Source organism: Paenibacillus sp. JNUCC 34 (assembly GCF_058269055.1).
The window spans coordinates 1,949,028-1,963,583 of the sequence record NZ_CM177770.1 but is presented as its reverse complement, the minus strand read 5'-3'; the positions used below and the strand labels follow the sequence as shown (position 1 = coordinate 1,963,583).

13 protein-coding genes are annotated in these 14,556 nt (G+C 45.1%); 3 read left to right on the top strand and 10 right to left on the bottom strand.

Going from position 1 to position 14,556, the window contains the following annotated elements; all coding sequences use genetic code 11:
- Positions 1-78 precede the first annotated feature (78 nt).
- Positions 79-690: a TetR/AcrR family transcriptional regulator gene (locus AC2TF5_RS09240; RefSeq protein WP_491301880.1), complete on the bottom strand. Its 612-nt coding sequence runs from the start codon at positions 688-690 to the stop codon at positions 79-81.
- A 154-nt stretch (positions 691-844) separates the two neighbouring features.
- Between AC2TF5_RS09240 and AC2TF5_RS09235 the strand changes: the two genes are divergently transcribed.
- Together AC2TF5_RS09235 and AC2TF5_RS09230 are read left to right on the top strand one after the other, a co-directional pair.
- On the top strand, positions 845-1,513 hold the full coding sequence (locus AC2TF5_RS09235) for a DUF2306 domain-containing protein (protein WP_491301879.1): 669 nt from the start codon (positions 845-847) through the stop codon (positions 1,511-1,513).
- A gap of 186 nt (positions 1,514-1,699) precedes the next feature.
- Complete coding sequence (locus AC2TF5_RS09230; RefSeq protein WP_491301878.1) at positions 1,700-2,377, top strand: YwaF family protein; 678 nt, start codon at positions 1,700-1,702, stop codon at positions 2,375-2,377.
- Positions 2,378-2,446: 69 nt separating this feature from the next.
- Here the strand turns inward: AC2TF5_RS09230 and AC2TF5_RS09225 are convergent, their stop codons facing one another.
- From AC2TF5_RS09225 to AC2TF5_RS09210, 4 genes are all read right to left on the bottom strand, one after another.
- Complete coding sequence (locus AC2TF5_RS09225; RefSeq protein ID WP_491301877.1) at positions 2,447-3,436, bottom strand: aldose 1-epimerase; 990 nt, start codon at positions 3,434-3,436, stop codon at positions 2,447-2,449.
- A 131-nt stretch (positions 3,437-3,567) separates the two neighbouring features.
- Entirely contained in the window at positions 3,568-5,244 is a 1,677-nt protein-coding gene (locus tag AC2TF5_RS09220; RefSeq protein WP_491301876.1) for a glycerol-3-phosphate dehydrogenase/oxidase, read from the bottom strand.
- A gap of 197 nt (positions 5,245-5,441) precedes the next feature.
- Positions 5,442-6,932: a glycerol kinase GlpK gene (gene glpK, locus AC2TF5_RS09215; protein WP_491302846.1), complete on the bottom strand. Its 1,491-nt coding sequence runs from the start codon at positions 6,930-6,932 to the stop codon at positions 5,442-5,444.
- Between the two features lie 112 nt (positions 6,933-7,044).
- Positions 7,045-7,608 (bottom strand): glycerol-3-phosphate responsive antiterminator, encoded by a 564-nt coding sequence (locus AC2TF5_RS09210; protein WP_491301875.1) that lies wholly within the window; start codon positions 7,606-7,608, stop codon positions 7,045-7,047.
- 243 nt (positions 7,609-7,851) lie between these two features.
- Here AC2TF5_RS09210 and AC2TF5_RS09205 point away from each other — a divergent pair, with 243 nt between their 5' ends.
- A complete protein-coding gene (locus tag AC2TF5_RS09205) occupies positions 7,852-8,712 on the top strand; it encodes a sugar phosphate isomerase/epimerase family protein (RefSeq protein WP_491301874.1) in 861 nt (286 codons plus the stop codon).
- 184 nt (positions 8,713-8,896) lie between these two features.
- Here the strand turns inward: AC2TF5_RS09205 and AC2TF5_RS09200 are convergent, their stop codons facing one another.
- The 5 genes from AC2TF5_RS09200 to AC2TF5_RS09180 all read right to left on the bottom strand — a co-directional run bounded on the left by AC2TF5_RS09200 (position 8,897) and on the right by AC2TF5_RS09180 (position 14,221).
- Positions 8,897-10,321, bottom strand: coding sequence for an NAD-dependent succinate-semialdehyde dehydrogenase (locus AC2TF5_RS09200; RefSeq protein WP_491301873.1), 1,425 nt, complete (start codon positions 10,319-10,321; stop codon positions 8,897-8,899).
- Between the two features lie 117 nt (positions 10,322-10,438).
- Positions 10,439-11,395 (bottom strand): siderophore ABC transporter substrate-binding protein, encoded by a 957-nt coding sequence (locus AC2TF5_RS09195; RefSeq protein ID WP_491301872.1) that lies wholly within the window; start codon positions 11,393-11,395, stop codon positions 10,439-10,441.
- Positions 11,396-11,578: 183 nt separating this feature from the next.
- Positions 11,579-12,337: an iron ABC transporter ATP-binding protein gene (locus AC2TF5_RS09190; RefSeq protein WP_491301871.1), complete on the bottom strand. Its 759-nt coding sequence runs from the start codon at positions 12,335-12,337 to the stop codon at positions 11,579-11,581.
- Positions 12,334-13,278, bottom strand: a complete 945-nt coding sequence (locus AC2TF5_RS09185) for an iron chelate uptake ABC transporter family permease subunit (RefSeq protein ID WP_491301870.1) — start codon at positions 13,276-13,278, stop codon at positions 12,334-12,336. Before AC2TF5_RS09185 ends, AC2TF5_RS09190 begins: the two co-directional genes overlap by 4 nt.
- Entirely contained in the window at positions 13,268-14,221 is a 954-nt protein-coding gene (locus tag AC2TF5_RS09180; protein ID WP_491301869.1) for an ABC transporter permease, read from the bottom strand. The genes AC2TF5_RS09185 and AC2TF5_RS09180 overlap by 11 nt, the downstream gene beginning before the upstream one ends.
- Between the last annotated feature and the right edge of the window lie 335 nt (positions 14,222-14,556).

Below are 14,556 nucleotides of genomic sequence, written 5' to 3'. Positions count from 1 at the left end.
CGTTATGGGGTTTATCCCCTAAAGAAGCTCACATTCTCCCGGCAATCGTCATTTTAAAACCCTGGCTGCAGTGCTTGATTAGGCTTCGTTATCCGATTTTTTCGTGCTGTATGCCGTTAAGAGTTGTTCGATATGACGGATTGTATATAAAGCATGCTTATTCTCCTTTGTCAATCTGCTGATCATAATTCCGCCTTGCATCGCGGATAAAATGAATGAAGCGACCGATTCGGTATCCAGATCCGATCGAAATTCTCCACACTCTACCCCCATTTGCAAAATTTCGCGAATGAACGCAAGCATGCGATCGAAAGAAGCGACCGTAGGCTCCCGAAGAACCGGGGTTGAATGGTCACTCTCCACTGCGCTGATCAGGAACGGGCAGCCGCCTTTTAACGGAGGATTGTGAACAGGATCGTTGTAGACGTTGCAGAAAGCGAGGATTTTGCCCGCTGCGGTAGGAACATTCTCTATTGCCTGATTAAAGTGACACCCTACTAACTCGCACGCATAAGCAAATGCCTCCAAAGCAATCTCGTCTTTGCCGGAAAAGCTTCGGTAGATTCCTCCTTTGGTAACGCCTGTCGTTTCGATAATATCTTGTATCGACGATCCTGAGACTCCCTTTTGGTTAAAAAGCTCCGCGGACTTCTGGATGATATGGAGTCGTGTTTTTTCTCCTTTGCGCATGGAACGTCCCCCTTGCCGTAACTCGTCAGAAACTCGTCCTTATTTTGTAACATTTGACGAATAAATTATAGCACGAATCGGTATATGATCGAAAAAAGAAACCGAACGGTACGGTTTTTTAAATCAAACTCAATTAGAAAGAGGTTAGCGAAGGATGAGCAAGAATAAGAAGCTGTACGGGGTCGTGGCTATTGCCGCATTTGTGTTTATTTTTTACATCGTGTATATGTATTTTTTTCGCGACCCGAATGCATCCACGTTTCTAAGCAGCAAAAGCGATACGAGGCGTCCGCCCGACGTCGAGGCCTGGTTAAAAGTCATGCGAGTCCATGCCATTCTCGCCTGTATCGCCATGGTACTTGGAATCGTTAACTTTTCCAAACGATTTCTCCGGAAATTTCGAACGTGGCATCGCATAAATGGCTACCTGTATTTATTGTGCGTCGTCGTTGTCGTCGTGACCTCCGGTTACATGGCGCCGTACTCGACCGGAGGAAGAATAACGAGCATCGCGTTTAATCTATTAAGCATGGTCTGGCTGGCGATGACGATCGCAGCGATCGTGAAAATCAAGAAGAAACAGATCGTTCGGCATCAAAAATGGGCCGTTCGAAGCTTTGCGTTCTGCTTTACGAATATGTTCATCCATTTGTACACGTCAATTTTGCATTACGGGTTCGGTGTCCCCTATGTAGACAGCTATACCGTCGGTATTTTCGCTACGATCGCCACTCTATTCCTGCTAGCCGAGTACGTTATCCGGAACATTCTGGAGCTCCACACGCACAACGCTTCAACTGGCATTAATTCGAATGTACATTGAGACGTTATTAATTTTAATGATTTTAAGCTCAATTTTTTCAATTCATGGTAATATTCATATAAAGAAAAAGTTCATCACCCGTACTCCAAGGGAGGTCTCTCCATCAAATCGTTATTTGATCCAAATTATCCACATGCTTTCAAGGCTTTCTCTACAGAACATTGGATTATTCTTGGCTTACTACTTGTGCTGATCTTGACTCTATTCTTTTGCCGAAGAGTAATCTCGTCAAGACCCGCTGTTCAATCCACCCTGAAATGGGTCCTCATTGCAGCGCTGCTGCTGCCTGAAATTAGCCTTCAATTATGGTATGTATCGAGCGGCATATGGGACCGCACCACATCCCTTCCGCTAGAGCTATGCAGCCTGACGATGTTACTTTCCGCAATCATGCTGATAACTGGCAGCCGTAAAATATATCCGTTAGTATACTTTGCTGGCATTGGCGGTGCACTTCAGGCGGTACTCACCCCAAGCCTTGATTATCCATTTCCGCATTTCCGATTTTTCCATTTCTTTGTGGCCCATCTCGCGATCATTATTGCACCCTTATATATGACGTGGATACGAGGATATCGCCCTAACTGGAAGTCCATTGGCTGGACTATGGTGTTCCTGAATGCTGCCGCACTTGTTGTGGGACTATTCAATCTTGCGTTGGGTTCCAATTACATGTATCTGATGAGCAAGCCATCCACACCATCTATTCTGGATTTGCTGGGACCGCACCCTTTTTATATCCTTGTGGAAGAATTGTTCGCACTCGCCCTGTTTATTGTCATGTTTGCCCTGTTCTTTGCCATACCGGACCGCTTAAGGAAAAGAAGAGCCAACCGTACCAAGTCGCTGGAACGATCTGTGTAACAACAAAAAAGCGTATGGGATCTCTGCTTAAGACGCGGGATTCCATACGCTTTTATATTGAGCGTGATTCTACTTTACATACAACCGGGATGTCTCTTCCCATATTTCATCTGGTGCGAGACTGAACAGTCCAATTTCATCACTTGGGAGATCCACATATGGTGCATTGACTAAATTGACCTGAGGCTCCGGACAGAAATACTGTTTGCAAGCTTTGTTGTTCCAAATCATCCACTGCTTATACGAAGTGCCGACATCGTAAACCAAGGTCTTTCCGATCTTGGAATCCGTCAGCTCCATACGGTTTCGGCCATTTTGTGGAACTGCTGTGTAGTGATTGTCCATCTCTTCAAAATAAGGACTAACCCCTTCTCCACGCATCTGCTCCTCTTCTGCCGTCAAAGCTTGATACTTACCTGTCGGCAGCATTCGTTCATTCAATTCCCAGCGCTGGCCAATCGTGAATTTCACCTTACAGTCATCTGAAGTGCTTCCTTCCGAAAACGGTGCGTTCACTGCCGTATGGAATGCCAAAAGGCAAGGCATCACGTTATCTCCATTATTGCGGATGAATACCTGCTGTGATAATCCGTCAGCACTCAAGGAGTAGCGGAGCCGGAAGGTAAACTTATGTGGCAGCATCGTAAACACCGGATGCTCTTCTTCGATCTTCACACTCACAGCAACATAACTTTCTGATGGGGTCGTTCCAAACTCCTCCACAGTCCAAGGAATAGTATGTAAAAAACCGTGCAGGTGATTACCCGTAGCCTCTTCATTTACCGGGAATTGATATGTTTGTCCGTTCCACGGAAACTTTCCATCCTCATAACGGTTCGGCGGGAACAGCACAGGTATACCGTGTACTCCTGGATTGTCCTTGAATTGTCCCATCTCTGACTCGGCAGGCTCCCTCAGGAATCGGTAACCGCTTTCCTTATCGCGAAAAGCAATCAGGTTCCCCCCAATTTCCGGCAAAATAACGGCCTCATATGGACCGAACTGTAGCCATACGGCTTTCTCTCCCTGATACGGTCCTTCGAACGCCTTGTGGTTCATCGGTTGATCTCTCCTCTCAATGTGACATATATAGATTACCATACCCTACCTCTCGGTCAAGATTCTATATGTCACATGAATTGGTCACCCTGGTCAGAAATGACCGAGGGTGAGTTTCATGTATATGAACATTACTCCGTCCTTGCCGGTCTTGTCGCTTCTGCGAGTTCTCTTTCGAGTTCCCCTGCAAACGTTTCTTTCTGCTCTGGGGTCCAATCCATTACCGAAGCCATGTATTGAATCACAGGTTCCTTCCACTTCAATGTCCATTCGATTTTAAACAGCAATGAACCGGTTCGGCGGATAAAGAAATCTACAGGTTTGACAACCATTTCATACTGAATCGCATATACAAGCGGAACAATTACCGACAAGGGAAGATCATTATCATTTCTTTTATTACCGATCTCATGCGCTAGCTGGAACAGCTTCTCGGCATTGGTACCATACGTCCTTACCCAGCTTTCAGCAAGCTTGGAATCCAGTCCTTGACTTACGCCCTGCTGTGTCTTTTCGCGAATAAAAGCAGGGAAATTAACAGAACCCCCTACATTACCGCCGGAGATCGGGAGATTTTTCGTTTTACAAGGGCCAAACACCTTACCGCCCCCTTCTTGAATTCGCTTCGCAACCAGATTAACAACGGTATCAGCCATTTTCCGGTAACCTGTCAGCTTCCCTCCAGCAATGGTGATCAATCCAGATGGTGATTCCCATATTTCATCCTTCCGTGATATTTCGGACGGGTCCTTGCCTTCTTCCAAAATAAGAGGTCTAACTCCTGCCCATGCAGACTCAACGTCTGATCCTATCAACTTCACACTTGGAAACATATAATTTATCGCTTTTAGAATGTAATCCCGGTCTTGAACGGTCATAAATGGATGTCCGGGATCATTTTTGTAAACCGTATCAGTTGTTCCTACATAGGTTTTTCCGTCCCGCGGAATAGCAAAAACCATACGTCCATCAGGCGTATCGAAATATACAGCCTGTCTTAAAGGAAACTTCGCCTGATCGATGACAAGATGTACCCCTTTGGTCAGTTGGAGTGTTTTCCCCTTTTTAGAGCCGTCCATTTCGCGTATCCGATCCACCCAAGGTCCGGTGGCGTTCACGATTTTATGGCCAGATACCTTATGAACCCCGCCGCTCAACATATCTTTCACAGTGATTCCCGTGATCCGTCCGTTTGCGTCATAATTCAAGGACTCCGCTTTCGCATAATTGATCAATTCAGCACCGTGTGCTGCTGCTTCTTTGAGCACTTCCAGCGTCAGACGGGCATCGTCTGTTCGGTATTCAACATAATAACCGCCACCTTTTAACCCATCCTGTTTCAGGAGTGGCTCCCTGTTTAAGGTTTCAGTTGATGACAGCATAGTACGCCGTTCGCCACGCTTAACGCCAGCCAAGAAATCATAAACCTTCAGTCCGATAGACGTGCTGAATTTACCGAATGTCCCTCCTTGGTGAATAGGTAGAAGCATCCACTCCGGAGTTGTGACATGCGGCCCATTCTCATAAACCACAGCCCGCTCCTTGCCGACTTCTGCCACCATACCCACCTCAAACTGTTTCAGATAGCGTAGTCCTCCATGAACAAGCTTGGTCGAGCGGCTGCTCGTTCCTGCTGCAAAGTCTTGCATCTCCAGCAATAGAACACTAATGCCGCGAGTCACCGCATCCAAAGCGATCCCAGCCCCGGTTATACCGCCGCCAATAACAATCAAATCAAAAGTGCTGCCTGCCATATTCTCAAACTTCTGTTTCCGATCCATACTTGAAAAAGACTTCGACTGCTTCATTTTTGTATTTCCTCCCCGAACAAACCTCATTTATTTGTAAGAAAAACGTCTATCGCCCGAACCTCAAAGAAGAAAGACCGCAAAAAAAGAGACCACGAAGTACGCGGAAACGCCAGAATAAACGGCGTCCGCGACATGTGGTCTCTCCTAATCTCCAGACGTGTATTAACTTATGGATTATTATAACACATAAAATTTTAATGAAAAGCCATTGCTGCAAAAATAGCCTTTTTCCAACCTTTATAAAGCTGCTCCCGCGTCACTTCATTCATGTCAGGGTCAAATCTCTGCTCTACACTCCACTTATTACAGATCTCGTCTTGGTCCTTCCAGTAACCTACAGCCAACCCTGCTAGATACGCGGCTCCTAGAGCTGTTGTTTCACTAATGACAGGGCGTTCCACAGGCACGTTTAATATATCACTTTGAAATTCCATAATAAACGTATTGGCTACCGCACCGCCATCTACACGCAGCGCTTCAATCTTGTATCCCGAATCCTCTTCCATGACAGACAGAACATCCCTTGTTTGATATGCAAGTGATTCCAGCGTTGCCCGAATGAAATGCTCTTTAGTCGTCCCTCTTGTCAATCCGAACACTGCCCCGCGGACTTCACTATTCCAATAAGGGCTTCCTAGTCCGACAAAGGCAGGAACCACATACACCCCTTCTGCAGATTCAACCCGTCTAGCATAGGGCTCGCTATCCTTAGCTTCCCGGAACATACGCAGTCCGTCTCTAAGCCACTGGATCGCAGATCCTGCTACAAAAACGCTGCCTTCGAGCGCATATTGAACTTTTCCGTCTAGCCCCCAGGCAATTGTCGTAATCAGTCCATGCTCGGATTTTACCGGTTTATCACCGGTGTTCATCAGCATAAAGCTGCCTGTGCCGTACGTTGTCTTTACCATTCCTTCTTTAAAACAGGTCTGGCCGAACAATGCAGCCTGCTGGTCACCTGCTGCACCGGCAATCGGCACTTCCCGGCCGAAAAAATGATAGGTAGCCGTTGTGGCGTATACCTCGGAGGATGGTCTAACTTCCGGAAGCATAATTTTAGGGATATCCAGTATCTCCAGCAACTCGTCATCCCACTTCAAGTCATGAATGTTAAACAGCATCGTGCGTGATGCATTGGAGTAATCCGTAACATGCGCCTGTCCTCCGGACAGCTTCCAGATGAGCCAAGTATCAATCGTACCGAAGAGAAGCTCTCCTCGCTCGGCGCGGTCACGCGCCCCGTCAACATGGTCAAGAATCCATTTGATTTTCGTTCCGGAAAAGTACGGGTCAACCAGCAGTCCGGTTTTGTCACGAACTTTTTGGTCATGGCCGGCCGCAATCAGCTGCTCACAAATATCGGCCGTCTGGCGCGACTGCCATACAATCGCATGATAAACCGGAACTCCCGATTTGCGGTCCCATATAACGGTGGTCTCCCGCTGGTTGGTGATGCCGATCCCGGCTATCTGATCTGTTTTCACTCCGGCTTCGGATAAGCAGGTTGCAATAACAGCCAGGATAGAGCCCCATATTTCATTTGCATTTTGCTCAACCCAACCGGGTTTGGGAAAATACTGCGGAAACTCTTTCTGAGCTGAATACACCATACTTCCTTCCTGATCAAACAAAATCGCGCGGGAACTAGTTGTGCCTTGGTCCAGCGCCAATATGTATCGTTCCATCATGGTCTCCCCCTTTGCAAATCGTCACATAAAAGATTAAGGTTTCATGTAAACGATGTCAAATAAGTCATTGCAATTTCTCGAACCCATCTTCTAGATGACAAGGTAGGAACTAGCGACCCGGGTAATAATGCTCAAACAACTCTTTGCTCGATGTTGTAACAGCCGTAGCTCCTGCCGAAATTGCCTCCTCCACCTGCGTCGGAGTCCGGATCAAACCTCCAGCAAAAATCGGGATTCCGGTACGCTGGTGCACTTCTTCAATCATATGCGGCATTGCTCCAGGCAACACTTCAATATAGTCGGGCTGGGTCTTCTCGAGCAGGGCGTAGTTCTTCTCCAGAGCTAGCGTATCCAGCAAGAACACTCTCTGAATCGCAACAATCCCCTTCTTCTTTGCCTTCAAAATAACGCTCGCTCGTGTGGAAATCAGCCCGTCCGGGCGAATTTCCTGGCACAAATATTCTGCAGCGTATTCGTCATTTTTCAGTCCCTGAATCAGGTCTGCATGAAGAAACATGCGTTTCCTCGCTTCGCGAATCAGCCGATACATTTGTCCCAGACGGGCGACGTGCGTATCCAACAGGACACCGTACTCGTATGTGCTCTCCAAAATTTTATCCAGCTGCTTCATCTGTTTCGCAGCGGGAAGTATTTTCTGTCCGTGAAAGCTCATGTGCTCCACTCCTCTCAATCGAAATAACAAGAAACTCTCTTTATTCTATTATTTTTGCTGTTTGGCGAAAAGTTTGCACTTTTCTCCATTGTCATCCTCAGTGTGTGGGTAGCATTGCTATAACTATTTTATTAAAGGAATCGGGATGTGCGGAATTAATGGGTAACTGCATGTATATATTGTACAGACACTGTCTCGATGAGCGAGCTTATCTCATAATCGGATACAAGGAGGGGTATGATCATGCTGAAAGGTATCAATCAGTGGGGATTTCCCGAGGGGACTTCCTTGGAGGACATGTTTCATCATGCAAAATTGGCCGGTTACGATGCGGTGGAGCTTAACCTTAATCCATCCGGTGGAATCGGGCTGACAATGGAAAGCACACTAGCTGATGCAGAAGCAATTCTTGCACTTGCCACCAAGCATGGAATTATGCTTCGGAGTTTGTCTACCAGCTTGCTGTGGCGTGCACCTTTATCAGCAACGGATTCGGCAGTCAGGGCTGAAGGTGCTGCTGTTGTAACGAAGCAAATTGAACTGGCTTCTCTGCTTGGTCTAGACACGATTTTAGTCGTACCCGGTGTTGTAAACGCTGACATTTCTTATGATGAATGCTACAACCAGAGTCAGGACGAAATCAGGAAACTGCTTCCTATCGCTGAACAACATGGTGTATACATTGGTATCGAGAATGTGTGGAATAAGTTCCTGCTCTCTCCGCTGGAAATGAATCGGTACATTGATGAGCTGGATTCTCCAATGGCTGGTGTCTATTTCGATGTGGGTAATATCCTGCAGTATGGCTATCCCGAACAGTGGATCCGGATTCTCGGACATCGCATCAAGAAGTTACATGTCAAGGATTTCAACACGAATATTGGCAACGGCGCCGGGTTTGTACCTTTACTTTCAGGAAATGTGAACTGGAATGAAGTTCGGAGGGCACTGCATGATATCGGTTATAACGATACCTTGACTGCAGAGCTCAGTCCTTATGCCGCAGATCCTTTCCAGATGACATATGACACCTCCCGGCAGCTTGATATTATTATCGGCAGCCCAAATCCCCTCAGGAGTGATGGATCCATGCTCATTACCTGACAAGTTCCAGTTAACACTCCATGGTAGTGCAAGAAAGAACTATCCGGCGAACAGGTTGTGAGCAATCCACACACACTTGATCTTCTTCGTTATCTCTTAACATAGAAGCCGTACGGTGTTTGTCCTGAACGGCTTCTTTGTTTGCTCTTTTTTTCTCTAATAAACTCTGCATTTATTCAATTGGCTATAAACCAAGTGAAATGTACTTGGTTTCAAGAAACTCCTCAATTCCGTAGTGTCCACCTTCTCGGCCAAGCCCACTTTCTTTGAAACCACCGAATGGTGCCTGTGCCGTGGATGGTAGAGGATCATTTATCCCGACAATGCCATATTCCAAAGATTCAGCGATCCGTATAGCTTCTCCCAGATGTTCGGTAAACACATAAGCTGCAAGGCCATAAGGGCTGTTGTTCGCCCGTTTCACCACTTCCTCAACGGTTGAGAATACAGCAATGGGAGCAACTGGACCGAATGTCTCTTCATTCATACATAACATGTCATCGGTCGCGTTCATAATGACCGTTGGGTGAACGTACTGGCCGTGACTTCCAGCAGAAAAATCATTTCCTGTCAAAATAACTCCGCCTTTTTCTGTCGCATCTTTGATCTGACTTCTAACCTTCTCTGCTGCTTTTGCGTTGATAAGTGGCCCAATATCTATCCCTTCATCCATCCCGTTTCCAACCTGAAGTTCCTTGGTCCGTTCAGCTACCTTCTCTGCAAACACGGACGCAACAGACTCCTCCACATATATACGGTTGGTACACACACATGTTTGTCCAGCATTCCGGAATTTGGACAAGATGACCCCTTCTGCAGCTTTGTCTAGATCTGCTCTCGCTGTGACGATAAACGGAGCATGTCCGCCCAGTTCCAGTGACAGTTTTTTAACATTACCTGCTGCCCCAACCATCAATTTTTTCCCTACAGCGGTTGAACCTGTGAATGACAGCTTTCTGACCCGGCTATCCTTCTGCCATGCCTCAGCAATCTCGCTCGCTTCACCTATTACAACGTTAATGACGCCAGCTGGAATTCCTGCTTTTTCTGCCAGCTCCACCAGCTTGAGTGCAGTATATGGCGTTTCCTCTGAAGGTTTAATGACGATCGTACAACCGGCGGCCAATGCAGGTGCTGCCTTTCTGGTTATCATTGAAGCTGGAAAATTCCATGGCGTAATTGCAGCGACGACACCAACAGGCTGCTTTGTTACAATGATTCGTTTATTGGGAGAGGAAGACGGAATGGTCTCACCGTAGATTCGTTTCCCTTCTTCTGCGTACCAGCTAATAAAGCTGTTGGCATAATTAATTTCTCCCGACGCTTCTTTCAGCGGTTTTCCCTGTTCAAGCGTCATGATCTTCGCCAGTTCATCCGTGTGTTCTTCGATCTGTTCATACCAGCGACGCAGTAGCTTTCCTCGCTCATCGGCTGTCAAACCAGACCAGGCTGGGAACGCATTAAAAGCTGCATCTACCGCCAATCCTGCTTCGGTACGTCCACCCTTAGCCACCGTTCCGATAATTCCACCGGTAGCCGGATTCACAACCTCCATTTGTCCGGATGCGGTCACCCACCGTCCGCCGATATACATGCCATTAGGATACATGTTATAAACCTCCTCTTCAGTCCTGAGTCTTCATTATCCTCTAATAGTAACTGGCTATCAAACAACAAAAACACCGATGCCTGAAGACAGACACCGGTGTTTCTAATCTATTTATTGTTACTTCACACCAGCGTTTACTTCTTTAACCATTTCTGCTACGGATGTCAGTCCACCACCGGAAAGATACCAGTAGTTCGGATCCAGGTAAACGATGTTTCCTTCTTTGTAAGCATTTGTTGTCTTCACAAGTTCGTTCTCTACTACATCTTTTGCACCAGAAGCTTCACCTGTAGTTACGACAGCTCCGCGGTCAACAACGAACAGATAGTCCGGATTTTTCTCTACGATATATTCGCTGGAAATGTCCTTACCGTGTGTGCTGACTTCAATACCAGGGTCAACAGCTGTAAATCCGAATACATCATGCAGAATACCAAAACGGGATCCAGGACCATAAGCACTGATCTTTCCTTCGTTCGCCAAAATAATCAGAGCGTTCTTTCCAGTTGCTGTAACCTTATCGTTCAGTGCTTTAATGTCTTTATCAATCGCAGCCAACTCTTCTTCGACTTGACTTTCCTTACCGAAAATTTCACCAAGAGTCTTCATATTTTCTTTAAAGGAATCCATATATCTGCTTGTGTCAACGCCCATGTAAATCGTTGGTGCAATTTCAGAAAGCTCTTTGTATGCATCGCTTTGTCTGCCGGAAATAATAATGAGATCTGGAGCAATTTTGTTGATTTTTTCAAAATCCGGTTCTTTTAAGCCACCCACGTTCTCATATTTACCTTCACTATACTTGGACATATAAGGAGGAACATTCTTTTGAGGAACACCTGTAACCTCTACGCCCAGCTTATCCAGCGAGTCCAATACACCAAAGTCAAATACTACAATTTTCTGAGGTTTTTTTGTAATTGGAGTTTCTCCAAGTTCATGCTTAATAGTCAATTTATCGCCTGTAGCCTCTTCCTTATTACCGCTCGCACCCGTTTTCTTCTCATCGGAACCACATGCGGCAAGAGCCAGTGTAAGTAAGGATACCATAAATAACATCAACATTTTCTTCATTTCTTAAACACCCCTGTTTTTTTATTTATTATATTTAATATAAATATTTGAAGATAAGGTTAAATTTTACATTACCATGTCATAAGAGATCCTTCCGCTTTGCCAAGCAGACCCCTTAATATTTATGAAGGAATAAGCTCAATCGCATATCTTATTCCTTTTTGAAATTGTCCCAACTAACGCTTATGCGTAGTAAACACAAATCTTATTATCGTTAATCTCTTCAATCTCAATGTCCATATCATAGATTCCTTTAAGCACATTGCTCTGGATAATCTTATCGGTTCTGCCCTCGTTCTCAATTTTTCCGTCTTTCAGAGCTACGATATAATCCGAGTAGCAGGACGCAAAGTTGATATCGTGAATAACAATCACAATCGTCTTATCCAAATCCGTCACCAGTTTTCTGAGGATTTTCATGATTTGGACAGAATGTTTCATATCAAGGTTGTTCAGCGGCTCATCAAGCAAAATATAATCTGTATTCTGAGCGATGACCATGGCGATATAAGCACGTTGAGTTTGACCGCCGCTCAGCTGATGCAGATATTTATCCTGCATATCTTCCAGCTCCATGTAACGAATGGCTTCATCGATATATTTCTTATCCTCATTCGTTAATCTGCCCTGAGAGTAAGGGAAACGCCCGAAGGATACCAGTTCTCTAACGGTCAACCGAAGACTGATATGATTCGACTGCTTCAAGATCGAGATCTTCTTGGCAAGGTCGCCACTCTTCCATTGGCTAACTTCCTTACCTTCAATCATGATCTCTCCGCTGTCTTTCGTAACCAGTCTGCTGATCATGGACAAGAGGCTACTTTTACCGGCACCGTTCGGTCCGATAAATGACGTAATCTTACCTTTAGGTATCGAGACCGATACATTATCCACGACTTTTTTGCCGCCGTAAGCTTTAGATACGTTAGTTACCTGGATCATGATTTACTCTCCTTTAATAGCAGATATATGAAATAGACACCACCGATAAAGTTAATGATGACACTCAGCGTTGTTGAGAACGTAAACACTCGTTCAACAATTAACTGACCTCCGACCAGAGCGATGATGCTGATCAGGATAGAACCTGTAATTAAGTAGGAATGACGATAAGTTTTCATGAATTCATACGCCACGTTAACAACAAGGAGTCCCAGGAATGTGATTGGACCGACAAGTGCTGTTGCTACTGAAATCAGAACTGCCACGATAATAAGCATTCTTTTGACAACATAATCGTAATTCACACCTAGGTTAATCGCGTGCTCACGTCCCAACGCTAATACATTGAGATACTTGAAATACCTGGCAAAATAAATCAGGGTAATTGCCACCACTATGAAAGCAATGACTAACAACTCTGTTTTTACATTGTTGAAACTGGCAAACATTTTGTCTGAGATAAACTGGAATTCATTCGGATCGATCAACACTTCCATAAAAGAAGATAAGCTTGAGAATAACGATCCGAAGATCATTCCGATTAATAGAAGGAAATATATGTTGTTTCCTTCCCTTCGGAACAAAATCTTGTACAAGACTCCCGAGAAAAGAATCATGCCGCCGACATTGATCAGAAAGTTTACATTACCCAGCTCATACAGTTTAAAAGAACCGAAAGCGAATATGACAAATGTCTGTATTAAGACGTATAAGGAGTCCAACCCCATGACACTTGGCGTCAAAATCCGATTATTGGTAACCGTTTGAAACACCGTGGTAGACAGCGCAATTGAGCCGCCTGTTAGAACAATCGCCAACACCTTCTTGATTCTTCTCGGCAGCGCGTAGTCCCAGTTACCTCCAAGATCAATGAACAAGAAGAGGCCTATCAGGATGAGTGCCACCGCGGCCAGCAGACCGGTTTTGGCTTTATATGTCATATGCCTTTCTCCTCATCAGTAAGTAAATGAATATGCCGCTTCCGATTACACCCACGGTTAAGCTGATCGGAATTTCATAGGGATAAATGATAATTCGACCGATGATGTCGCAGAAGAGAACAAATGCGGCCCCGAGTAGTGCGGTATGCGAAAGGCTTTTTTTCAAATGATCCCCCAAGTAAAGACTCACGATGTTTGGTATTATCAACCCCAGAAAAGGTATCATACCTACAGTCAGAACTACTGAAGCTGTCACCAGAGCCACAATGATCAAGCCGATGTTCACAACTCTCCGGTAACGAAGCCCCAGATTCGTTGCGAACTCCTCTCCCATGCCGGCCACAGTAAACTTATTAGCGAATAAGTAAGCCAGAATGACCAGAGGAACACTTATGTACATCAACTCGTACTGCCCTTTAATGATCATCGAGAAGTCACCCTGCAACCAAGCAGACATGTTCTGAATAAGGTCATATTTATAAGCAAAGAATGTAGCGACCGAGCTGATAATATTCCCGAACATCAATCCAACCAACGGGATAAATACCGCATCCTTGAATTTGATCTTGTCGAGGATCTTCATAAAGATCATCGTACCTGCAAATGCAAACAAGAATGCAACCAGCATCTTAATCAGAGGACCCGTAGTTGAGAATACCAGCATCGCTACCAGAATGCCCAGCCTTGCGGAATCCATAGTCCCTGCCGTTGTTGGAGATACGAATTTGTTCCGGCTGAGCTGCTGCATGATCAAACCGCAAATACTCATACTGACTCCCGCCAGAATTAGACTGATAAGCCTCGGTATACGACTGACTAGCATAATATGCTGTTGTTGCTCCGTCATGCGGAACAGGTCAAGCGGTGAAATATCCTTCACTCCTATGAATAAAGAAGTAATGGATAACACCACAACTGCTGCGATCAAGTATCTTTTCTTCATATCTCTTCCTTCTATGCGGGATGCAGTTCCGGTATGATCCGGCTGGATGTCGATATCACTCTCAATGAGATTGATTATCATTTGCGATCTAAAGTGAATTATATCATCACATTCTCAACCCGACAAGTATAATTGAGAATCAAACTCAATTATACTTTTAATTATTAGCACATTTGTTCATCGTTTGTTCATAATATTAAGTTTCTTTCATGATAAGATCACTTGTTTAAATCGCCCTGGTTCAATTATTTGTTTAAACTTCAAAAAAAGTGATTAATAAAATCTTGACAAGGTGTTCTATATTATACTAAGATACTTACGTATCAATCATTTCT